Source organism: Micromonospora coxensis (assembly GCF_900090295.1).
GTDB lineage: Bacteria > Actinomycetota > Actinomycetes > Mycobacteriales > Micromonosporaceae > Micromonospora > Micromonospora coxensis.
Genome location: NZ_LT607753.1, coordinates 26,714 through 48,980 on the forward strand (window position 1 = coordinate 26,714; position 22,267 = coordinate 48,980).

Genomic DNA, 22,267 nt, shown 5'->3' on the forward strand with positions numbered 1-22,267 from the left:
ACACTGGCAGTGCAAATAATGATCGTCTGGGCGAGGGACGGGTGATGGAGCAAGGACTCGCACTGCACCACATCGGGGTGCGCTTCGGCGGCCTCACCGCCCTCGACGACGTGTCGCTGCGGGTGCCCTCCGGCGCCGTGGTGGGCGTGATCGGCCCCAACGGCGCCGGCAAGACCACCCTGTTCAACGTCATCTGCGGCTTCGTCACGCCCGACTCGGGCGCGCTGAGCCTCGACGGCGCGCCGCTGCGTCCCCGACCCCACCGGCTGACCCGCCTCGGCATCGCCCGCACCCTGCAGGGCACCGGGCTCTTCGCCGGCCTCACCGTGCTGGAGAACGTCATGGCCGGCGCGGACTGCACCGCCCGGGCCGGCTTCCTCTCCGCCCTGTTCGCCCTGCCCGGCAGCGACCGCGACGAGCGGCGGCTGCGCCGACACGCCCTCGGCATCCTCGACGAGCTGGGCATCGCCGGGCACGCCCACGCCGCGCCCGGCACCCTGCCCTTCGCCGTACGCCAACGCGTCGCCCTGGCCCGCGCGCTCGCCGCCCGCCCCCGGCTGCTCCTGCTCGACGAACCCGCCGGCGGCCTCGGCGCCACCGACATCGCCGAGCTGGCCGAGCTGATCCGGCACCTGCCCCGACGCGACGAGCACCCCTGCGCGGTGCTGCTGGTGGAACACCACATGGACCTGGTCATGTCGGTCTGCGACGAGATCGTGGTGCTCGACTTCGGACGGGTCATCGCCACCGGCGCTCCCGACGAGATCCGGGACGCCCCGGCGGTCGCCGACGCCTACCTCGGCGCCGCCGTCGACGAGGAGAGCGCCGCATGAGCGACGACCTGCTCACCGTCCGAGGGCTGGTGGCCGGCTACGGGGCGGGCGCGGTGCTGCACGGGGTCGACCTGACCGTCGCGCGCGGCAGCATCACCGCCGTCGTCGGGGCCAACGGCGCCGGCAAGACCACCCTGCTGCGCGCCCTGTCCGGGACGCTGCGCCCCGCCGCCGGGCGGATCGTCCTCGACGGCGCGGACCTGCGCGGCACCCCGGTGGAACAGCTCGTCCGGCGCGGCGTGGCCCACGTGCCCGAGGGACGCGGCGTGATCGGCGAGCTGACCGTGGACGAGAACCTGCGCCTCGGCGGACTGTGGCGCCGCGACCGCGCCGACGCCCGGCGCGCCCTCGACGAGGTCTACCAGCTCTTCGAGCCGCTGGTGCGGCGACGACGGCACCACGGCCACCAACTCTCCGGCGGCGAGCGGCAGATGCTCGCCCTCGGCCGGGCGCTCGTCGGGCGCCCCCGCCTGCTGCTGCTCGACGAGCCCTCGCTCGGCCTCGCCCCACGGGTCGTCGCCCAGACCATGGCCCTGCTGCGCCGGCTGCGTGACAGCACCGGCCTGACCGTCCTGCTCGTCGAACAGAACGTGCGCAGCGCGCTCTCCGTCGCCGACCAGGGCGTGGTGATGTCCCTGGGCCGGGTCGTGCACACCGCCCCCGCCGCCCGGCTGCGGGACGACGACGACCTGCGCCACGCCTACCTCGGTTTCTGACCACCCCGTCCCCCGGAGGGAGGACCGTTGGACCGCTTCCTCTTCCTCACCCTCGACGGCCTGTCGAGAGGTGCGGTCTACGCCGCGTTCGCGCTGTCCCTGGTGCTCATCTGGCGGGCCGCCCGCATCGTCAACTTCGCCCAGGGCGCGATGGCCGTCGCCGCCGTCTACGTGGCCTACAGCGTGTCCACGTCCACCGGCTCCTACTGGCTCGGGTTCCTCGCCGCGATCGCCGCCGGACTGCTCCTCGGCACCGTTGTCGACCTGGCCGTCATGCGCTTCGTCGACCACCGCTCCCCGCTCAACCCGGTGATCGTCGCGCTCGGCCTGGTGCTGCTGATCCAGGCCGTCCTGGGCATGATCTACGGCAACGAGTTCCGCCCCGCCGAGCCGCCCTTCTCCCGCTCCGCCCTGACCGTCGGCGGCCTCGCCGTCGGCTCCCCGTACGACCTGTTCGTCGTCGCCACCGTCGCCGCGGTGGTCGTCGCCCTCGCCTGGACCTTCACCCGTACCGCGATCGGCCTGCGGATGCGGGCCTCGGCCTTCGCCCCCGAGGTGTCCCGGCTGCTCGGGGTCAAGGTCGGCGGCATGCTCACCCTCGGCTGGGCGCTCGCCTCCGGAGTCGGCGCCCTGGCCGGCATGCTGATCATCCCCACCGAACTCGGCCTGCACCCGCACGCGATGGACCTGGTCTTCGTGTCGGCGTTCACCGGCGCCGTCGTCGGCGGGCTGGACAGCCCACCCGGCGCCGTCGTCGGCGGGCTGCTGGTCGGGCTGCTGCTCTCCTACGTCAGCGGCTACGCCGGCAGCGACCTCACCCCCCTCGCGGTGCTCGCGCTGCTGCTGGCGGTGCTGCTGGTCCGCCCCGCCGGCCTGTTCGCCCCGGTCACCGCGAGGCAGGTGTGAGCGCCACCCGGGCCGCGGCCCCACCGGCCGGCCGGGTCGCCGCCGACACCCCGGCCGGGTACGACGAGCGCGGCGGCTCGACCCTGCTGCGCCACCTCGCCCTCACCGCCGCCGCCGCGATCCTGCTGGTGGCCGTCAGCTACGGGCTGGAGCCGTTCCGCACCTTCCAGCTCGCCACCGTGGCCGCCTACCTGTGCGCCACCGCCGGGCTGACCGTCCTCACCGGACTCAACGGCCAGCTCTCGCTGGGGCACGGCGCGCTGATGGCGACCGGCGCGTACACCGTCGCCTTCTGCCAGAACGCGTTCGTCGACCGGTCGGTCCTCGCGGGCTGGACGCTCGCCGTCTCCCTGCTGGTGGCGGTGCTGGTCACCGTCGCGCTCGGCGCGGTCATCGGGGTCGCCGCGGCCCGGCTGCGCGGCCCGTACCTCGCCGGCGTCACGCTGGCCGTCGCGATCGTCGTGCCGGCGCTGACCGTCACCTTCGACGGGGTGTTCAACGGCGAACAGGGCCTCAGTGTCCCCGTCGAGCCGCCCCCGGCGGCCCTCGGGCCGTACTTCCCGTACGAGCGGTGGCAGCTCTGGGTCACCGGGGCGGCCACCCTGCTCGCCCTGCTGCTACTGGGCAACCTCGTGCGCAGCCGCTTCGGCCGCACCTTCCGGGCGGTACGCGACGACGAGGTGGCCGCCCGCCTCGCCGGCATCCACGTCGCCCGTACCCAGGTCCTCGCCTTCGTGGTCAGCGCCGGCGCCGCCGGTCTGGGCGGCGGCCTGCTCGCGGTGCTCGCGCAGAGCGCGTCACCCGGCGCGTTCTCGCTGACGCTGTCGCTCTTCCTGGTCATGGCGGTCGTCATCGGCGGGCTCGGCAGCCTCGCCGGGGCGGTGTGGGGCGCCGTGCTGCTGGTCGCCCTGCCCGACCTGACGCACACCCTGACCGAGTCGCTCACCCTCCCGCCCGCGGTGGCGCAACGGATGGAGGGCAACCTCCCGCTGGCGCTGTTCGGCATCGCGTTGATCGTCGTCATGATCGCCGCGCCCGGCGGCGTGCAGGGCCTGCTGTCGCGTCCCGGACGGCTGCTGCGCGCCCGGTGGCGGACCCGCCGCTGACCTGCCGCGCTGTCCCCCGGGTGGCCGGAACACCGGCCGCCGCTCCACCCCCCACCACCGAAGAACCGGACCGAGAAAGGTCGGTGTCCCATGTCCCGTCCCGTACGACGCGGTCTCGCGATCGCCACCGCCGTCACCCTGCTCGTCACCGCCGCCGGTTGCGGCGAGGGCTCCGACGCCGGCTCCGGCGCCCGGGTCCCCGGTGTCACGGCCGACGAGATCGTCGTCGGCACCCACATGCCGCTGACCGGACCGGCCTCGGCCGGCTACTCCAAGATCGCCCCGGCGACCAAGGCGTACTTCGACTACGTCAACGCCAACGGCGGGGTGCACGGCCGGAAGATCACCTACAAGATCATGGACGACGGGTACAACCCGGCCAACACCCAGCAGGTGGTCCGGCAGTTGGTCCTGCAGGACAAGGTCTTCGCCATCCTCAACGGCCTCGGCACGCCCACCCACAGCGGCGTGCTCGACTTCCTCAAGAGCAACCGGGTGCCCGACCTCTTCGTCGCCTCCGGCAGCCGCAGCTGGGACCAGCCCGAGACGTATCCGGGCACCTTCGGCTTCAACCCGGACTACACCGTCGAGGGCAAGATTCTGGCCAACCACGTCAAGACCGACCTGCCCGGCCGCAAGGTCTGCTTCCTCGGCCAGGACGACGACTTCGGCCGCGACAGCCTCGCCGGGGTGGAGAAGGTGCTCGGCGCCGGCGGGGTCGCGACCCGGCAGACGTACGTCACCAGCAACACCAACCTGGCGCCGCAGATCGGCGCCTTCAAGGCCGCCGGCTGCCAGGTCGTCATCCTCGCCACCGTGCCCGGCTTCACCGCGCTGTCCATCGGCACCGCCGCCCGGCTGGGCTTCCGGCCGCAGTGGGTGGTCTCCAACGTCGGCGCCGACCACCCGACCCTGGCCAAGCAGCTCGGCGCCGCCGCCCCGCTGCTGGAGGGCATGATCGGCGCCAACTACCTGCCCATGCAGAACGACACGGCGAACCCGTGGACCCAGCTCTTCCTCAAGATCAACAAGGAGCACAACGGCGACGCCCCGTTCGACGGCAACGTCGTGTACGGCATGGCGGTCGGCTACCTCTTCGTGCAGGTGCTCCAGGCCGCGGGCAAGGACCTCACCCGCGAGAAGGTGCTCGACGCGGTCAGCAGGGGCGGCTACCAGGGCCCCGGCCTGGCGCCCCTGCGCTACTCCAGCACCGACCACTCCGGGTACGGCGGGCAGCGCCTGACCAGGGTCACCGGGGGAGTGCAGAGCTACTTCGGGCCGACGTTCGAGACCGACGAGGCCGACGGCCCGGTGCGGGAGTACCCGGTGGTGCCGGCGGCCCCGCCCGCCAACGGCATCCCCACCGCCTCCTGACCGGCCACCCACCGTCCGCACCGCCGGGCGCGGTCACGGCCCGCCGTGACCGCGCCGACGTGCGCCTGGTTCGCCCGGCCGGCCGCCGACGCCGAGGCCCGGGCCCGCCGGTGACCGGGAGGCACCGGTGGCCGGACCGCGCCGCGCCGCACTGTGATCTGCACTGCCTCCCGGGCGGGCGGGAATCAGATCGGCACGTCCGGGGTTCGGTGTGGGACGTGACGTGCACACCGTTCCCCGCCCGGCTGCTCCGCGGTCCGGAGCCGATCCGATGACCGCCACCGTCGACGCCCCGGCCGCTCCCGCCGCGCCGGGTGACCTGATGAGCCGCCGGCAGCGCCTGCGCCTGGTCCTCGTGCTGGGCTCGCTGATCGCGGTGGGCCCGCTCACCATCGACATGTACCTGCCCGCGCTCCCGGCGATCGTCGCCGACTTCCACACCACCTCGGCGGCGGTGCAGCTGACCCTGACCGGAACGCTGGCGGGGCTGGCCGTCGGGCAGTTGCTGATCGGTCCGCTCTCCGACGCCGTCGGTCGCCGTACGCCGCTGATCGCCGGCATCGCGTTGCACGTGGTGGCGTCCCTGCTCTGCGCCGTCGCACCGAACGTCGCGGTGCTCGGTGGCCTGCGGGTGGTGCAGGGCCTCGGCATCGCCGCCGCCTCGGTGGTCGCGATGGCCGTGGTGCGCGACCTGTTCAGCGGCGCGGCCTTCGCCACGCTGCTCTCCCGGCTGCTGCTGGTCATGGGCGCGGCCCCGATCCTCGCGCCGACCCTCGGTGGCGCGCTGCTGCGCTGGACGGACTGGCGCGGCGTGTTCGCGGCCCTGGCCGCCTTCGGCGTGCTGCTCGTCGTGGTCGCCGCGCTCGGTCTGCCCGAGACGCTGCCACCCGCGCGACGCCGGCGCGGCGGCGTGACCGCCACGCTGACCGTGTACGGCGCGCTGCTGCGTGACCGCACGTTCGTGGGCCTGGTCCTGGTCGCCGGGCTGGCCATGGCGGCGTTGTTCGCCTACGTCGCCGGGTCGTCGTTCGTGCTGCAGGAGCAGTACGGCCTCGACGAGCAGCAGTTCGGCCTCGCCTTCGGCGCCGGCGCGGTCGGGCTGATCGCCGCGACCCAGTTCAACGTACGGCTGCTGCGCCGGCACCCGCCGCAGCGGATCCTGGTCACCGCGCTGGCCGTGGGGACCGTGGCCGGCCTCGCGCTGCTCGCCGTCGCCGCGACCGGCCTCGGCGGGCTGCCGAGCCTGCTGGTTCCGCTGTGGGTGGTGCTCGCCGCGACCGGCCTCGCCATGCCCAACGCGCCCGCGCTGGCGCTGTCCCGCCACGGGGAGGCGGCCGGCACCGCCTCCGCGCTGCTCGGCGCGGTGCAGTTCGGCGTCGGCGCGCTGGCCGCGCCCCTGGTGGGGGTGCTGGGCACCGGCGCGGTCGCGATGGCGCTCGTCGTCGCCGGCGGCATGGTGGCGTCGACGGCGGTCCTGCTGGTGGTCGTACGGCCGGGTCGGCTCGCCGACCTCGAGCCGGACGTGGTGGTCGTGGCGGCGCACTGAGGGCCGTGACCGGCTCGCGTTCGACACTCGGGAAACCGGACGCCGAACGTCGGTGCGGCCCGCTAGGGTGCCTGCGGGCCCCGCTGGCGCACTCGATGTCGGCGCTGTGACAGGGGCGGAGTCCGGTCGGCGGGGGCCGGCCGGCACGGGGATTCAGGAGATTTCGTGACAGACCAACCCATCGCGACGTCCGACAAACTCGACGCCGCGGTCCTCAAGGTGGCAGGGGTCGTCGTTCTCGGCGCGATCATGTCGATCCTCGACGTGACCGTCGTCAGCGTCGCCCTGCCGACGTTCCAGCGCGAGTTCAACGCGACCTACGCCGAGGTCGCCTGGACGATGACCGCCTACACGCTCGCGCTGGCCACCGTGATCCCGCTCAGCGGCTGGGCCGCCGACCGGTTCGGCACCAAGCGGCTCTACATGATCGCGCTGGTCCTGTTCACGCTCGGGTCCGGGCTGTGCGCCACCGCCGACACGATCGGGCAGTTGATCGGCTACCGGGTGCTGCAGGGCCTCGGCGGCGGCATGCTCATGCCGCTCGGCATGACGATCATGACCCGGGCGGCCGGGCCGCACCGCATCGGCCGGCTGATGGCCGTGCTCGGCATCCCGATGCTGCTCGGGCCCATCGGCGGGCCGATCCTCGGCGGCTGGCTGATCGACACCGCGAGCTGGCACTGGATCTTCCTGATCAACCTGCCGATCGGCGCCATCGGTCTGGTCTACGCCGCGCTGGCACTACCGAAGGACGCTCCCGAACCGTCCGAGTCGTTCGACTTCCTCGGCATGCTGATGCTCTCGCCGGGACTCGCCCTGTTCCTCTACGGCATCTCCACGCTGCCGGAGACCGGCACCGTCACCGACACCGAGGTGTGGGTGCCGATGCTGATCGGCGCCGCCCTCGTGATCGGGTTCGTGCTGTACTCGTTCAAGCCCCGGCACCCACTGCTGGACCTGCGGCTGTTCACCAACCGCAACCTCACCGTGGCGACGGTGACCCTGTTCGTCTTCATCATCGCCTTCATGGGCGCCGGCCTGCTCTTCCCGAGCTACTTCCTGCAGATCCGCGGCGAGTCCACGCTGACCGCCGGCCTGCTGATGGCCCCACAGGGCATCGGCGCGATGGTGACGATGCCGATCGCCGGGATGCTGGCCGACCGGGTCCCCGTCGGCCGCACGGTGCCGTTCGCGCTGGCGCTCATCGCCGTCGGGTTCTTCACCTTCACCCAGGTCGACCCGAACACGTCGTACCTGTTGCTCTGCGGTTCGCTGTTCGTCATGGGGCTGGGCATGGGCGGCACCATGATGCCGGTCATGACCTCGGCGCTGAAGACCCTGCAGTCGCACGACGTGGCCCGGGGCTCCACCCTGGTCAACATCATCCAGCAGATCGGCGGGTCCGTCGGGGCCGCGGTCATGTCGGTGATCCTGACCAACGAGCTGAACGGCTCCCGGCAGATCCCCGGCGCGACCGACCCCACCGGCAACCCGCTGACCGAGGCCGGCCTGGCCATCGCCGTCCAGCAGCAGCCGGAGCTGCTCCAGCAGTTCCCGGTCGAGCCGTCGCTGATCGAGCGGGGCCTGGACTTCGCCGCCGACTCGTTCGCCACCACCTTCTGGGTCGGATTCGCGCTGGTGCTGGTGACGTTCATCCCGGCCGCGTTCCTGCCCCGCCGCCGCGAGCCGTCGCACCTGCTCGACGACCAGCCGGAGAAGGCGGCCGTCCCCGTCGCCCTGCACTGACACCGACGGTCGGGCCGCCGGGAATCACCCCGGCGGCCCGACCGGCCGTCGCCCGTCCGCCCTGCCCGATGTCGGGGTGGAGGCGGCCGTGATGGGATGGCGCCATGCAGTTCACCGTGACAGACGTGCCGGAGCGGGAGCGCTTCGAGGCGCGCGACGAGACCGGCGCGCTGGCCGGACTGGTCACCTACCAGCTGACCGGCGCCATCATCGCCTACACGCACACCGAGGTGGGCGCCGAGTTCGAGGGGCGAGGGGTCGGCTCGACGTTGGCCCGCGCGGTGCTCGACGACGCCCGGGCCAGAGGCCGGACCGTCGTGCCGATCTGCCCGTTCATCAGCGAATGGCTCGGCAAGCACCCGGAGTACGACGGCATCGTCGCCCGGTCGACGCGGAAGGTGAAGTAGCCCGGCTGCGACACCCGGGCCGACCCGCCCGGGCCGACCCGACGCGCCGTCCCGGCCGCCACGGACGACGCGCCGGGCGCGGTCAGTGGCAGCGCCACACGACGGCCTGGATGGTGCCCGTCGCGTCGTCCGACTGCCCGCCGACGGTGCGCCCGTCGTCGCTGACCGTCGTCGCGATGGTGGACACCCCGGTCGGCTCGCCGTCGGCCAGCGCCGGCAGCACCACCGTGGCGTCGTCGGTGACGAGCACCGCCCGCTTCCGGGTGTCCGTGCCGATCTGCCAGCCCTGCGCGTTGACCGTGTTCGGGTAGGGCTCCAGGTTCTCGAAGATCCGCACCTCGCCGGTGCGGACGTTCCACCGCACCGCCGCCGTCCGCTGGCTCCTGGCCGCCGTGCCGGGGCCCGTCGAGCCGGCCGGGTCGGCCGTCGACCCGCGCCCGTCGAGCGCGCCGGCCAGGCCGGTCGCCCAGCCGTTGCGGATGCTGAAGACCCGCGCCCCCGCGGCCGGCCCGCCGTCGACCCGCGGCATCGCCAGCTCGCGGTGGGTGCCGTCCGGGAACCAGACGTACGGTCGGCCCCGGTCGACGGTGCCGACCACCGTGCCGTCCTCGTCGATGTCGCCGGCCTCGGCCTCCGACGCCCCGGCGGGCAGCGGCAGCCGGATCGGCTTCGCCGTCGCCGACGGCCAGACCAGCACCGCCCGGCGGGAGTCGTCGTCACCCACGATGGCCCCGGCGTCGTTGATCGCGTACGCCGACCCGCGCCGCACACCCGGCAACGGTGACACCCTGCCGCCCTGGTAGACGTAGGGGACCGGGCCGGTGTCGGCCTCGCTGCCCCCGACGTAGCTCCAGCCGACCGCGGTGCCCGTCGAGTTGACGTCCTGCAGCGACTCCTCCAGGTCGCCGGGGAGCATCACCTTGCGCGCCGCGCCGTCGTGCCAGATGACGGCCTGGTAGCCGCCGCCGCGCGGGTACGCGCGCCCGACGACGTACCGGCCGGTCGGGTCGGCGCCGGAGACCAGGGCCATCGGCGCGCCGTCCGGCGCGGGCAGCCGGTGCAGCGTGCAGCCGGTCGGCGGGGTCGCCGTCGGCGCGCTCCAGCCGGGGGTGCCCGGGATCGTGTACGGCGCCTTCGGCGGGGCCGGGGCGGTGCTGCGCGGCGCACCGGTCGCCGTGGTCGGCGAGGGGGCGCCGCCGACCAGCCCGCCCGCGACCGAGGCGCCGGCGACGGCGAGCGCGGTCACCGACGCCGCGCCCGCGTACCCGGCGCCACGGCGGGCCCGGCGTCGGCGTCCGGCGCTGATCGCCTGCGCCACGTCCACCGTCGACGGTGTCCGCGGCTCGTCGTCGAGGGCGCGCAGCAGCTCGATTTCGGATGGCATTGTCCTGCTCCTCACGTCGTGGCGGAGAATCCGGCCAGTTCCCGCTCGCCGAGCAGACGCCGCAGCGTGGCCAGCCCGCGCGACGTCTGGCTCTTGACCGTTCCGGAGGAGCAGCCCAGCATCCCGGCCACCTCGTCGACCGGCAGGTCGTAGTAGAACCGCAGCACCAGCACGGCCTGCTGCCGGCGGGGCACCCGGCTCAGCGCCGCCCGTACCACCTGGCGGTCCTCGACGCCGCCGTCCTCGAACGGCGGTGGCTCGGGTGTGTCGCGGAACAGCCGCACCCGGGTCCACGCCAGCCGCCGCTCGTTGATGTACGTGCGCACCAGCATGGTCCGCACGTACGCGTCGAGCCGGTCGGCGGCCCGCGCGTGGCGCCACTTCACGTACAGCGTGGTGATGGTCTGCTGGACCAGGTCGTCGGCGCGGTGCTCGTCGCCGGCCAGGAGGTACGCCAGCCGCCGCAGCGCGGGGATGCGCGCCGTGACGTAGTCGACGTACTCCTGCTCCGAAGCATCCCGCATCGCCCCGTCCCTCCGTTGGTCATCACCCCTCAGACGGGCGCGGGCGACCACCCGGTTGTCCGGTCGCGCACATTGATTCGGCGGTGCGTCCGGGTCAGCTGAGCCGCTCGACGACCAGCGCCATGCCCTGGCCGCCGCCGACGCACATCGTCGCCAGTCCGATCTGCCGGTCGTGCCAGCGCAGCGAGTTGATCAGGGTGGTGGTGATCCGGGCGCCGGTCATCCCGAACGGGTGCCCGACGGCGATGGCGCCGCCGTTGACGTTGAGCCGGCCCCAGTCGACGCCCAGCTCCTGCGCGCTCGGCACCACCTGCGCGGCGAACGCCTCGTTGATCTCCACCAGGTCGACGTCGCGGATGGACATGCCGGCGCGGCGCAACGCCTGCCGGGACGCCTCGACCGGCCCGAGCCCCATGATCTCGGGGGAGAGCGCCGACAGGCCGGTGGAGACGATCCGGGCCAGCGGGGCCACCCCCAGCTCCCGGGCCCGTACGTCGGACATCACGACGAGGGCGGCGGCGCCGTCGTTGAGCGGGCAGCTGTTGCCGGCGGTGACCGTGCCGTCGGGTCGGAACACCGGTGCGAGGGCGGCGACCGCGTCGAGGGTGGTGCCGGGACGCGGCCCGTCGTCGGCGGCGACCACCGCCCCGTCGGGCACGGTGACCGGGGTGATCTCGCGGGCCCAGAAGCCGTCGGCGATCGCCTTCTCGGCCAGTTGCTGCGACCGTACGGCGAACTCGTCCTGCCGCTGCCGGGACACGCCGCGCAGCTGGGCCACGTTCTCGGCGGTCTGGCCCATGGCGATGTAGACGTCGGGCAGGTGACCGTCGAGGCGGGGGTCGCGCCAGCGCGGCGCCCCGCCGGCGGCCCGGGACGCGGTGCGGGCCGTCGCGCCGGTGAACGCGGCGTTGGTGCTGCCGGGGTGCCCGTCGCTGCGGCCGTTTCCGTACCGCGACACGCACTCGACGCCGGCGGAGACGAAGACGTGTCCCTCGCCGGCGCGGATGGCGTGCATCGCCATCCGGGTGGTCTGCAGCGACGACGAGCAGTACCGGTTGACCGTGGTGCCGGGGAGCTGGTCGAGGTCGAGCAGGGTTGCGACCACCCGCGCGAGGTTGTGGCCCTGCTCGCCGGCCGGTTGACCGCAGCCGAGCATGAGGTCGTCGATCTCGCCGGGGTCGAGCATCGGCACCTGCGCCAGCGCGGCCCGCACGATCGTGGCGGCCAGGTCGTCGGCGCGCAGCTCGCGCAGTGACCCCTTGTTCGCGCGTCCGATCGGTGACCGCGCGGCGGCGACGATGACGGCTTCCGGCATGGCGACGTCCTCCATGGAGGCAGCGAAATATATGCACTGACAGTGCGGCTACCGGTCCCCAATGTCAACGCCTGGCGCGAGTGGTTGTTCTCACCGGCGTTGACGAGGACGAGTGGCGGTCCCTACTATCTGCACTGTAAGTGAATATTCAGGGTCGGCTGTCGGGCCGGGTCGCGGCCGGCGCTCGGGCTGCCCCGACCGTGCCGCCGCCGGTCGCGCCCGGAGCGGAACCGAGCAGTGGACCATCGACCGGGCGATCCAGGCCCACGGCGCGTCGGGCGTCGGCCAGGACACCCCGCTGGCCCGGCTCGGGGCCCGGGCCCGCGCCCTGCGGCTGGCCGACGGCCCGGACGAGGTGCACCGGCAGTCACCGGCCCGCCGGGAGCTGCGCCGGCATCGGTCCCGCGCGACGTCGCCCGTCTAGACTCTGCGTGACCAGGACGGTGGTGAGGGAGGCGGCACGGATGGGCAGGGTCGAGGCGCCGGGCCGGGTCGACGGACGGACCGCCCGGGCCGAACGCACCCGGGCGGCCATCGTCGAGGCGCATCTCGCGCTCATCTCCGAGGGTGACCTGCGGCCGACCGGCGAACGCATCGCCGAGCGGGCCGGGGTGTCCCTGCGCACGCTCTGGACCAACTTCAAGGACATGGAGACGCTGTTCGAGGCGAGCGGCGAGGAGCTGCTGCGTCAGCAGGACGCCGCGTACCGGCCGATCTCGCCCGCGCTGCCGCTGGCCAAGCGGGTCGACGCGTACTGCCGGCAGCGGGCCCGGCTCCTGCAGCTCATCGCGCCGTCCGCCCGGGCCGCGCAGATGCGCGAACCGGTGTCCGCGCAGTTGCGCCGCAACCGCCTCAAGCACATCGCCCGGGTCCGCGACGAGGTCGAGCAGCTCTTCGCCGCCGAGCTGGAACAGGCCGGACCGGGCCGGGAGCAGTTGGTCAACGCCGTGGTGGCCGCGAGCATGTGGCCGGCCTGGTCGATGCTGCGCGACGGCCTCGGGCTGGGCGTGGACGCCGCCCGGGCGGTGATGGCCCGTACGGTGGCCGCGCTGCTGGCCGATCCGGCGGCGCGCTGACTCCTCGCCCGGCGAGCTCCGGCGGCACCGCTGCGCCCGTGGCGAACCAGCTGCCTCTTTCCAACTGGTTACCAATGGGTGAAACTACCTGCATGGTTACTGCATCAAGAGTGCAAATAACCGTGCTGCGGGGGCGCGACGACGAGTGCCGGGAGATCCGACGCCTGCTCGACGGCCCGACGGGCGGGGGAGCGCTGCTGTTCCAGGGTGAGCCCGGCTCGGGTCGCACCGCGCTGGTGACCTACGCGCACCGGCACGCCGCGCACCGCACCGCCCTCGCCGGGACCGGGCTCGCCGACGAGGCCGCCCTGCCGTACGCGGGGCTGCAACGGCTCCTCGACCCGCTGCTCGACCGGGCCGGGGCCCTGCCCGAGCGGCAGCAGAGCGTGCTGCGCCGGGCGCTGACCGGCGAGGGCTGCCCCGCCTGCCACCGGCTGGCCCTGTCGATGGCCGTGCTCGGCCTGCTCGCCGTCACCGCCCGCGAGCGTCCCCTGCTCTGCACCATGGACGACGTCGACCAGGGCGACCGGCCGACCGCCGAGGTGCTGGCCTTCGTGGCCCGACGGCTGCGCGACCTGCCGGTCGCCGTCGTGCTCACCGCCGGCGTCGACGCCACGGCCGACGGCATTCCCGGCTATCGGCTGCGACCCCTCGGCGAGGCCGACAGCCGGGCCGTCCTCGCCGACCGGCTGCCCGGACGGCCACCGGAGACGGTCGTCACCGCGCTGGCCGCCCTCGGCGGAGGCAACCCGCAGGCCCTGGTCGACCTCGCCGGTGCGCTCACCCCCGGTCAGTGCCGGGGGGAGGAGCCGCTGCCCACCGCACCACCGCCCGACGGCGGGCTCGCCCGCGCCTACCGCGCCCGCCTGGACCGGTTGCCGCCGGACACCCGGCGGGTGCTGCTGCTCGCCGCGCTCGACACCGACGGCGATCCGGCCACCCTCACCCGGGCCGCGCGGGCCGCCGGGACCACGGTGGACGCCCTCGCGCCGGCCGAGGCCGCCGGCCTGGTGCGGGTCGGCCCGCACGGGGTCACCTTCCCGCAGCCGCTGGCCCGGTCCATGGTGGAGGCCACCGCGCCCCTCGCGCGGCGCCGGGCGGCGCACCTGCTCCTCGCCGACCTGTGTGCCGGCGCCGGGCGGCGGCTGCGCCGGGCCCTGCACCTCGCCGCCGTCGCGGCCGGCCCGGATCCGCTGCTGGCGGCGGAGCTGGCGGAGGCGGCGGCCGGTGGTGAGGACGGCTGGGCCACCGCCTCGGCGGCACTGCGGCGGGCCGCCGAGCTCGACCCGGCCCACGCCGCCACCCGCCTGCTGACCGCCGCCCGTTACGCCTGGTCGGCCGGCCGACCCGACGAGGCCCGGCTGCTGCTGGCCACGCTGCCCGCCGCCGATCCGGCCGGGTCCGGCCGGGCCGACCTGCTGCGCGGCGAGCTGGAACTGCGCTGCGGCGCACCGCCGGCGGCGTTGACGACCCTGCTGGCCGGCGCCGAGGCGGTGGCCGGCACGGATCGCGCCGCGGCCCTCGGCGCGTTGGCCCGCGCCGGCGAGGCGGCCTGCTTCTCCGGCGACCAGTACCGCTACGCCGAGGTGGCGCGCCGGGCACAGCGGCTGTGCCGGCCGGACGACCCACCGGCGACGGAACTGACCGGCGCGCTGATCGCCGGGGTGGCCGCGACGCTGCGCGCCGATCACGAGCGGGCCGGGCCCGCGCTGCGCCGGGCCGTCGTGCTGGGGGACCGGCTGGCCGCGGCGGAACTCACCCCGACCGCGCTGTGCAGCGCGGCGGTGGCCGGCCTGCTGGTGGCCGTGGACAGCGCGGCGCACCGGCTCGCCGACCGGGCCGTCGCGCTCGCCCGCGACCGGGGTGAGCTGTCGGTGCTGCCCCGGGCGCTGGACCTGCGAGCCGTCGCCGAGTACTGGCTGGGCCGGCACGAGGCGGCCGGGGAGAGCTCCCGGGAAGGACTGCGGGTCGCCCGCGCCACCGGTCAGGCCAACGGGGTCGCGGTCCACCTGGGCATGCTGGCCGTGCTGGCCGCCGTCCGGGCCGACCGGGCCACCAGTCTGCGGCGGATCGCCGAGATCGGTGAGGCGCCGACGCCGGGCAGCCGCCCGCACGCGCTCGCGCAGTGGGCGCTGGGCGTGCTCGACCTGGTCGACGGCCGGCACGCCGACGCGGCAGCCCGGCTGGCGTCGCTGGCCCGTACCGGCACCGGACGCGGTCAGGTCCTCGTCCAGGTGATGGCGACGCCGTACCTGGTGGAGGCCGCCGCCCACCTGGCCCACCACCCGGCGGCGAGCGCCGCGCTCGCGGTCTTCGACCGGTGGGCCAGCAGTACGGCGAGCCCGTCCCGCCGGGCCCTGTCCGCCCGGTGCCACGCGCTGCTCGCCCCGCGCGGCAGCGCCGCGGCCGAGCAGGGTTTCCGCGCCGCCTTGCGGCTGCACCCGGCCGATGCCGGCACGTTCGAGCGGGCCCGCACCGAACTGCTCTTCGGTCAGGAGCTGCGCCGCAGCCGGCGACCGCGCGACGCCCGGGCGCACCTGCACCGGGCCCGGGAGGCGTTCACCCTGCTGGGGGCGAGCACCTGGGCCGAGCAGGCCACCGCGGAGCTGCGGGCGGCGGGGGAGTCGGTCGGCCCGCCGGAGCGGGAGGCGGCGCATCTGCTGACCGGCCAGCAACTGCGCATCGCGCGGCTGGTCGCGCAGGGGGCCACCAACCGGGAGGTCGCCGCCCGGATGTTCCTGTCCACCAGGACGGTCGACCACCACCTGCGCAACATCTTCCACCGGCTCGGCGTCCGCTCCCGCATCGAACTGGCCCGTGTGCTGTCCTAGGCGCACCGGCCCGGACAGCGCCGCGCCCAGGTCCTCCCGGCGCTGCGGGCCCGGACCTACGAGGCCAGCCGCCGACCCGCGGTGCGGCCCGATCCGGTGAACGCGGCACCGCCGTCGGACCGGTTGATCTCCGACCAGACCTCGTCGAGGGAGAGGCCGAGCACGTCGGCGATGGCGGCGATGGTCGAGAAGGCGGGGGTGGCCACCCGACCGGACTCGATCTTGCGAAGGGTCTCCGGCGAGACACCCGCGTCCAACGCGGTGCAGAGCATCGAACGCTGCCCCCGGGCGCGACGCAGGAGGGCGCCGAGACGCTGCCCGCGCTCGACCTCCTCGGGAGTGAGCGGCAACCTGACCATGGCTGCGATTCTAGTACCGGGATAACATGGCCGGGATATTTATTGGGTACGCGAGGAAGAGTCTGCATGATCGAGATCCTGGATCCCACCGAACTGCCCCGCGCCAGGGAGGCAGGCGCCCTGGTCGCCGACATCCTGCAGACGCTGCGCAGCCGCTGCGAGGTGGGCACGAACCTGCTGGACATCGACCAGTGGGCCCAGGCGATGATCACCGAGGCCGGCGGGAAGTCCTGCTACGTCGACTACGAGCCGTCCTTCGGACGCGGGCCGTTCGGCCACTACATCTGCACGTCGGTCAACGACGCGGTGCTGCACGGGCTGCCGCACGACTACGCGCTCGCCGACGGCGACCTGCTCTCGCTGGACCTCGCCGTCTCCCACGGCGGGATCGTCGCCGACTCCGCCGTCAGCTTCATCGTGGGCGACGTGCGGCCCCCGGAGAGCGTGGCGCTGATCGACGCGACCGAACGTGCCCTGAGCGCGGGGATCGCCGCGGCGGGCCCCGGCGCGCGCATCGGTGACATCTCCCATGCCATCGGCTCGGTCCTCCGCGCGGCGGGATACTCGGTCAACACCGAGTTCGGCGGGCACGGCGTAGGGTCGACGATGCACCAGGACCCGCACGTGTCCAACACCGGGCGGCCCGGTCGCGGGTACCGGCTGCGCCCCGGGCTGCTGCTGGCACTGGAGCCCTGGGTGATGGCGGACACCGCCGCCCTCGTCACCGACGCCGACGGCTGGACGTTGCGCAGCGCGACCGGCTGCCGCACGGCGCACAGTGAACACACCATCGCCATCACCCACGACGGCGCCGAGATCCTCACCGTGCCGAAGCAGCCGCGACCGTGAGGTGACCGCCGCCGCGGTGGGGACCGCTCGGCCGACCGGCAGCCCACCCGTCGCGCGACCGCCGCGGGCCTAGGGCAGCAGGACCACGGTACGGGCGCCCTCGCCCCGGGCCATCCGGTCGAACGCCGCCGGGGCGTCGTCCAGCGCCACCCGGTCGGTGATCAACGGCGCCAGGTCGAGGGTGCCGTCGCGCACGGCCCGGGCGAGTTCGGGCAGGTCCCGGTCGGGGTCGGAGGAGCCGTAGACCGAGGAGCGCAGCGTCCGGGCCGAGTGGAAGATGTCCAGCGCGCCGAGCCCGACGACGTCGTCCTTGGCCCCCATGCCCACCACGGTCACCTGACCGCCCCGGCGGGTGGCCCGCCACGCCGTACGGATGGTGGCGCTGCGCCCGACGCACTCCACGGCGTGGTCGACGCCCCGGCCGCCGGTGCGCGCCCGGACCGCCCGGTTGAGGTTGTCGTCGGCGAGCAGGAAGTCGGTCGCGCCGGCGGCGACGGCCAGCTCCGCCTTGGCCGGTGACACGTCGACGGCGAGCACCGGAGCGGCCCCGGCCGCCCGGGCGGCGGCGACCACGGACAGGCCCACCCCGCCGAGGCCGATCACGGCCACCGACTCACCGGCGGCCACCCGGGCGGTACGGCGGACCGCGCCGACGCCGGTGAGCACGGCGCAGCCGAGCAGCGCGGCGGCGGCGAAGGGCAGCTCGGCGGGGACGCCGATGACCGCCTGCTGCGGCACCACCACCTGCTCGGCGAGGGCGCCCAGACCCAGCGTGACGTGCAGCGGCGTGCCGTCGCGGGTCCGGCCCCGGGTTAACGCCGGCGATCCGGCGGACTCGCATAGCCACGGCTCGCCGTGCCCGCAGTACCAGCACCGCCGGCACGGCGGCGCCCAGTTCAGCACCACGTGCTCGCCGGGGCGTACCCGGTCGACGCCGTCGCCGACCTCGCGCACCACGCCCGCCGCCTCGTGGCCGAGCACCAGCGGGTACGGCGGCGTCAGGGTGCCGTCGACCATGGACAGGTCGGAGTGGCAGACCCCGGCGGCCCGGACGTCCACCCGCACCTCGCCGGGGCCCGGGGCGGGCAGGTCGATCTCCTCCACCCGGGGCGGGTCGCCGACGGCGCGGGCCACCAGGGCCCTCATCGCTGGATGGCCTTGGTCTGGAGGAACTCGTCGAGCCCGTAGCTACCCAGCTCCCGGCCGAGGCCGGACTGCTTGTAGCCGCCGAACGGGGCGAGCGGGTTGAACGGGGCGCCGTTGATGTCCACCGCGCCGGTGCGCATCCGCCGGGCCACCGCGAGGGCCCGGTCGGTGTCGGTGGACCAGACCGCGCCGGCCAGCCCGTAGCGGGAGTTGTTGGCGACCGCGACGGCGTGCTCGTCGTCGTCGACCGGGATGACGGCGAGCACCGGGCCGAAGACCTCCTCCTGGGCCAGGGCGCTGTCCGGGTCGACGTCGGCGATGACCGTGGGCGCGACGAAGAAGCCCCGGTCCGGCACCGGGGCGTCCGGTCCACCGGCGACCAACCGACCCCCGTCGGCGAGGCCCCGGGCCACGTGCGTGCGGACCCGGTCGCGCTGCGCCGCCGAGACGAGGGGGCCGAGGCGGGTCGCCGGGTCGAACGGGTCACCGAGGCGGTACCCGGCGGCGGCCTGCGCGGCGAGCGCCACGGCCTCCTCGTAGCGGGTCCGGTGCACCAGCATCCGGGTCCAGGCGGTGCAGGTCTGCCCGGAGTTGAGGAAGGCGTTGCCGACGCCCACCTTCACCGCCGTGGCCAGGTCGGCGTCGTCGAGGATCACGTTGGCCGACTTGCCGCCGAGTTCCAGCGCCACCCGGGCGATCCGGTCGGCGGCCAGGTGCGAGATCTGCCGGCCGGTGGCGGTGGAGCCGGTGAAGGAGACCATGTCGACGTCCGGGTGGGCGGCGATGGCCGCGCCGACCTGCGGGCCGGTGCCGGTGACGAGGTTGACCACCCCGGGCGGGAACCCGGCCTCGTCGATCGCGTCGAAGAGCAGGTACGCCACCAGCGGCGTCAGCTCACTGGGCTTGAGCACCACCGGGCAGCCCGCGGCCAGCGCCGGGGCCAGCTTGGCCACCACCTGGTGCAGCGGGTAGTTCCACGGGGTGATCGCGCCGACCACGCCGACCGGCTCCCGGACCACCAGCGAGTTGCCCACCGTGTGCTCGGCCGGTGCCTGCCCGGCCAGGTCGACGTAGCCGCGCAGCACGGTCAGCGGCAGACCGGTCTGGACCCGGGTGGCCACCTTGAGCGGGGTGCCCAGCTCCAGGGCCACCGTGCGGGCGATCTCCTCGGCGCGGGCGGCCAGCGCGGTGTGCAGCCGGTGCAGCGCCTTCGCCCGGTCGGCCGGCGCGGTGCCCGCCCAGCCGTCGAACGCGGCGCGGGCGGCGGCGACCGCGCGGTCGACGTCGGCCGCCGAGCCCGCCGGTACGCTCCCGACGATCTCCTCGGTCGCCGGGTTCTGCACCTCGACGGTGTCCGCGCCGGACGCGGTGACCCAGCGTCCGTCCAGGTAGAAGTCGGTCCGTGCGAGTTCCATCGCGCCCCTCACGTCGCCCCGAAACTAGCAGTGCAAGTTTTACTCTAGTCGGCAGTGGCGTCGGGCGGGAAGGGCGGCAGCGCGCCGACCGTGCGTTCGTAGGTGCGCGACAGCCCCTCGATGAGCGCGTCGAGGCCGAGGGTGAAGGCGCCCTCGTCGACGCGCTGCTGGTGCTCGGCGAGCCGGTGCGCCTGGGTCAGGTGCGGGTACTGCTCGGCGTACAGCCCCGGGTCCTCGACGAACCCCCGGGCGAACGAGCCGAGCGCCGATCCGGCGACGAAGTACCGCATGAGCGCGCCGATGTGGGTGGCCCGGGCGGGTGGCCAGCCGGCGTCGACCAGTCCACCGTAGACGGCGTCGGCCATGGCCAGCGCCGCCGGACGCCGCCCGGGGCCCTGGGCCAGGTACGGCACGATGTGCGGGTGCGCGGCCAGCGCCGCCCGGTACGAGTGCCCCCACCGGCGCAGCGCCTCGCGCCAGTCCACGGCGCCGAAGAAGGACACGTCGACCTGTGCGGTGATGCTGTCGGCGACCGCGTCGAGGATCTCGTCCTTGGTGGCGAAGTGGTTGTACAGCGACGGCCCGCGCACGCCCAGCTCCGCCGCGAGTCGGCGGGTGGAGAAGCCCTCCAGGCCGTCGGCGTCGATCAGCGCGGCGGCCGTCTCGACGATGAGCTGCCGGTTGAGCAGCGCCTGCCGCGGCCGGGGCATCGTTGCCTCCCTCACTCGGTGATCCGCCGCAGACTCTGCCACACCAGGGTCTGGACGGATTAAAACTTGCAGCGCTAGTTTAAGGGTCATGGATCTCCAGCTGTCCCCGGAACAGGCGGCGGTGCGTCACCTCGCCGCCGACTTCGTCGACCGCGAGGTGACGCCGTACGCGCGGGACTGGGACCGGCGCGAGGCCGTCGACCCGGCCATCGTCGGCAAGCTCGGCGACCTCGGCTTCCTCGGACTCACCGTCGCCGAGGAGCACGGCGGCTCCGGCGGGGACCACCTCTCGTACTGCCTGGTCCTGGAGGAGCTGGGCCGGGGCGACTCGGCGGTGCGCGGCATCGTCTCGGTCTCGCTCGGCCTGGTCGCCAAGGCGATCGCCGCGCACGGCACCGACGCGCAGCGGGCGCGGTGGCTGCCCCCGCTCTGCTCCGGCGCGGCCCTCGGCTGCTTCGCGCTGACCGAACCCGACAGCGGCTCCGACGCCGCCGCGCTGCGCACCCGCGCGGAGCGCGCCGGCGGCGACTGGCTGCTCACCGGCACCAAGACGTTCATCACCAACGGCACCACCGCCGACGTCGCCCTCGTCCTGGCCCGCAGCGGCGGCGACGGGCACCGGGGCATCACCGCCTTCCTGGTGCCCACCGACAGCCCGGGCCTGACCCGCCGGGAGCTGCACGGCAAGCTGGGCCTGCGGGGGCAGGCCACCGCCGAACTGCGCCTCGACGGGGTACGGGTGCCCGACTCGGCGCGCCTGGGCGAGCAGGGCGGGGGCTTCCGGCTGGCGCTGGCCACCCTCGCCAAGGGCCGGATGTCGGTGGCCGCCGGCTGCGTCGGCATCGCCCAGGGCTGCCTGGACGCCGCCGTCGCCTACGCCGGCCAGCGCACCCAGTTCGGCAAGCCGGTCGCCGCCCACCAGCTCGTCCAGCAGCTGCTCGCCTCGATCGCGGTCGACACCGCCGCCGCCCGGCTGCTGGTGTGGCGCGTCGCCGACCTCGTCGACCGCGGCGAGCCCTTCGCCACCGAGGCGTCGATGGCCAAGCTGTTCGCCAGCGAGGCCGCCGTCCGCGCGGCCAACGACGCCCTGCAGGTCTTCGGCGGGTACGGCTACCTCGACGAGTACCCGGTCGCCAAGTACCTGCGCGACGCCCGCGTCGCCACCCTCTACGAGGGCACCAGCCAGATCCAGCACCTGCTCATCGGACGCGCCCTCACCGGCGTCGACGCCTTCTAGAGTCCTGGGGAGAAGCATGACCAGATTCGCCGACCGGATCGCCGTCGTCACCGGAGGGGCGCAGGGCATCGGCGCGGCCACCGCCCACCGCCTGGCCGCCGAGGGCGCGGCGGTCGCCGTGGTCGACCTCGACGCCGCGCGCAGCCAGGCCGTCGCGGACGAGATCGCCGCGGCCGGCGGCCGGGCCGTCGGCATCGGGTGCGACGTCACCGACGCCGACGCGGTGGCCGCGATGAGCGCCCGGGTGCTCCAGACGTACGGGGCGGTGCACGTGCTGGTCAACAACGCCGGCATCACCCGCGACAACCTGCTGTTCAAGATGCCGCGCGCCGACTGGGACGCGGTGCTGACCACCAACCTGACCAGCATGTTCCTCTGCTGCCAGGCGGTGCAGGAGCACATGGTCGCCGCCCGCTACGGCCGGATCGTCAACCTCGGCAGCCGCTCCGCGCTCGGCAACCGGGGCCAGGTCAACTACGCGGCGGCCAAGGCGGGCGTGCAGGGGCTGACCGCCACGCTCGCCGTCGAGCTGGGCCCGTTCAACGTCACCGTGAACGCCGTCGCCCCCGGCTACGTCGCCACCGCCATGACGGCCGCCACCGCGCAGCGGGTCGGCAGTAACCCCGAGGAGCACCAGCGGATGGTCGCCGAGCACACCCCGCTGCGACGGGTCGCCCAGCCGGCCGAGATCGCCTCGGTGATCGCCTTCCTGGCCAGCGACGACGCCTCGTACGTCACCGGCCAGACCCTGTACGTCAACGGCGGCGCGCGCTGACCCGCGCCCGGC

At 74.6% G+C, this 22,267-nt stretch carries 20 protein-coding genes and 1 pseudogene; 14 read left to right on the plus strand and 7 right to left on the minus strand.

Annotated elements, in window-relative coordinates:
• Positions 1-44: 44 nt before the first annotated feature.
• The 8 genes from GA0070614_RS00130 to GA0070614_RS00165 all read left to right on the plus strand — a co-directional run bounded on the left by GA0070614_RS00130 (position 45) and on the right by GA0070614_RS00165 (position 8,634).
• Positions 45-833 (plus strand): ABC transporter ATP-binding protein, encoded by a 789-nt coding sequence (locus GA0070614_RS00130; RefSeq protein ID WP_088974060.1) that lies wholly within the window; start codon positions 45-47, stop codon positions 831-833.
• On the plus strand, positions 830-1,549 hold the full coding sequence (locus GA0070614_RS00135; RefSeq protein WP_088974061.1) for an ABC transporter ATP-binding protein: 720 nt from the start codon (positions 830-832) through the stop codon (positions 1,547-1,549). The genes GA0070614_RS00130 and GA0070614_RS00135 overlap by 4 nt, the downstream gene beginning before the upstream one ends.
• A 27-nt stretch (positions 1,550-1,576) precedes the next feature.
• A complete protein-coding gene (locus tag GA0070614_RS00140; protein ID WP_088974062.1) occupies positions 1,577-2,455 on the plus strand; it encodes a branched-chain amino acid ABC transporter permease in 879 nt (292 codons plus the stop codon).
• Complete coding sequence (locus tag GA0070614_RS00145) at positions 2,452-3,561, plus strand: branched-chain amino acid ABC transporter permease (protein ID WP_088974063.1); 1,110 nt, start codon at positions 2,452-2,454, stop codon at positions 3,559-3,561. The genes GA0070614_RS00140 and GA0070614_RS00145 overlap by 4 nt, the downstream gene beginning before the upstream one ends.
• A gap of 90 nt (positions 3,562-3,651) precedes the next feature.
• Entirely contained in the window at positions 3,652-4,935 is a 1,284-nt protein-coding gene (locus GA0070614_RS00150; RefSeq protein WP_088974064.1) for an ABC transporter substrate-binding protein, read from the plus strand.
• A 322-nt stretch (positions 4,936-5,257) separates the two neighbouring features.
• The gene (locus tag GA0070614_RS00155; protein WP_088979100.1) at positions 5,258-6,481 is read left to right on the plus strand and encodes a multidrug effflux MFS transporter; all 1,224 of its coding nucleotides are present in this window, start codon (positions 5,258-5,260) and stop codon (positions 6,479-6,481) included.
• A gap of 165 nt (positions 6,482-6,646) precedes the next feature.
• A complete protein-coding gene (locus GA0070614_RS00160) occupies positions 6,647-8,227 on the plus strand; it encodes a DHA2 family efflux MFS transporter permease subunit (RefSeq protein WP_088974065.1) in 1,581 nt (526 codons plus the stop codon).
• Positions 8,228-8,331: 104 nt separating this feature from the next.
• Positions 8,332-8,634 (plus strand): GNAT family N-acetyltransferase, encoded by a 303-nt coding sequence (locus GA0070614_RS00165; protein ID WP_088974066.1) that lies wholly within the window; start codon positions 8,332-8,334, stop codon positions 8,632-8,634.
• Between the two features lie 82 nt (positions 8,635-8,716).
• Here the strand turns inward: GA0070614_RS00165 and GA0070614_RS00170 are convergent, their stop codons facing one another.
• From GA0070614_RS00170 to GA0070614_RS00180, 3 genes are all read right to left on the minus strand, one after another.
• Complete coding sequence (locus tag GA0070614_RS00170; RefSeq protein ID WP_088974067.1) at positions 8,717-10,018, minus strand: hypothetical protein; 1,302 nt, start codon at positions 10,016-10,018, stop codon at positions 8,717-8,719.
• Positions 10,019-10,029: 11 nt separating this feature from the next.
• Entirely contained in the window at positions 10,030-10,542 is a 513-nt protein-coding gene (locus GA0070614_RS00175; RefSeq protein WP_088974068.1) for a SigE family RNA polymerase sigma factor, read from the minus strand.
• A gap of 94 nt (positions 10,543-10,636) precedes the next feature.
• Positions 10,637-11,857, minus strand: a complete 1,221-nt coding sequence (locus GA0070614_RS00180; protein ID WP_088979101.1) for an acetyl-CoA C-acetyltransferase — start codon at positions 11,855-11,857, stop codon at positions 10,637-10,639.
• A gap of 235 nt (positions 11,858-12,092) precedes the next feature.
• On the opposite strand from GA0070614_RS00180, the pseudogene GA0070614_RS00185 reads away from it, so the two are divergent.
• The 3 genes and pseudogenes from GA0070614_RS00185 to GA0070614_RS00195 all read left to right on the plus strand — a co-directional run.
• Positions 12,093-12,281 (plus strand): annotated as a pseudogene (locus GA0070614_RS00185) (acyl-CoA dehydrogenase family protein); the annotation flags it as partial.
• A gap of 40 nt (positions 12,282-12,321) precedes the next feature.
• Positions 12,322-12,933, plus strand: a complete 612-nt coding sequence (locus GA0070614_RS00190) for a TetR/AcrR family transcriptional regulator (RefSeq protein ID WP_088974069.1) — start codon at positions 12,322-12,324, stop codon at positions 12,931-12,933.
• 122 nt (positions 12,934-13,055) lie between these two features.
• Positions 13,056-15,764: a helix-turn-helix transcriptional regulator gene (locus tag GA0070614_RS00195; protein ID WP_231933452.1), complete on the plus strand. Its 2,709-nt coding sequence runs from the start codon at positions 13,056-13,058 to the stop codon at positions 15,762-15,764.
• A 56-nt stretch (positions 15,765-15,820) separates the two neighbouring features.
• Here GA0070614_RS00195 and GA0070614_RS00200 read toward each other — a convergent pair whose 3' ends face one another.
• Positions 15,821-16,123, minus strand: a complete 303-nt coding sequence (locus tag GA0070614_RS00200) for a helix-turn-helix transcriptional regulator (protein ID WP_088974071.1) — start codon at positions 16,121-16,123, stop codon at positions 15,821-15,823.
• 66 nt (positions 16,124-16,189) lie between these two features.
• Between GA0070614_RS00200 and map the strand changes: the two genes are divergently transcribed.
• The gene (gene map, locus GA0070614_RS00205; RefSeq protein ID WP_088974072.1) at positions 16,190-16,972 is read left to right on the plus strand and encodes a type I methionyl aminopeptidase; all 783 of its coding nucleotides are present in this window, start codon (positions 16,190-16,192) and stop codon (positions 16,970-16,972) included.
• 69 nt (positions 16,973-17,041) lie between these two features.
• Here the strand turns inward: map and GA0070614_RS00210 are convergent, their stop codons facing one another.
• Genes GA0070614_RS00210 through GA0070614_RS00220 form a run of 3 tightly spaced genes read right to left on the minus strand, consistent with a single transcriptional unit; the run spans position 17,042 to position 20,243 of the window.
• Positions 17,042-18,118: a Zn-dependent alcohol dehydrogenase gene (locus GA0070614_RS00210; RefSeq protein WP_088974073.1), complete on the minus strand. Its 1,077-nt coding sequence runs from the start codon at positions 18,116-18,118 to the stop codon at positions 17,042-17,044.
• Complete coding sequence (locus tag GA0070614_RS00215) at positions 18,115-19,533, minus strand: aldehyde dehydrogenase family protein (RefSeq protein WP_088974074.1); 1,419 nt, start codon at positions 19,531-19,533, stop codon at positions 18,115-18,117. Before GA0070614_RS00215 ends, GA0070614_RS00210 begins: the two co-directional genes overlap by 4 nt.
• 44 nt (positions 19,534-19,577) lie before the next feature.
• Positions 19,578-20,243, minus strand: a complete 666-nt coding sequence (locus GA0070614_RS00220; RefSeq protein WP_088974075.1) for a TetR/AcrR family transcriptional regulator — start codon at positions 20,241-20,243, stop codon at positions 19,578-19,580.
• Positions 20,244-20,331: 88 nt separating this feature from the next.
• Between GA0070614_RS00220 and GA0070614_RS00225 the strand changes: the two genes are divergently transcribed.
• On the plus strand, positions 20,332-21,480 hold the full coding sequence (locus tag GA0070614_RS00225; protein WP_088974076.1) for an acyl-CoA dehydrogenase family protein: 1,149 nt from the start codon (positions 20,332-20,334) through the stop codon (positions 21,478-21,480).
• Positions 21,481-21,496: 16 nt separating this feature from the next.
• On the plus strand, positions 21,497-22,255 hold the full coding sequence (fabG, locus tag GA0070614_RS00230) for a 3-oxoacyl-ACP reductase FabG (protein ID WP_088974077.1): 759 nt from the start codon (positions 21,497-21,499) through the stop codon (positions 22,253-22,255).
• Positions 22,256-22,267: the final 12 nt, after the last annotated feature.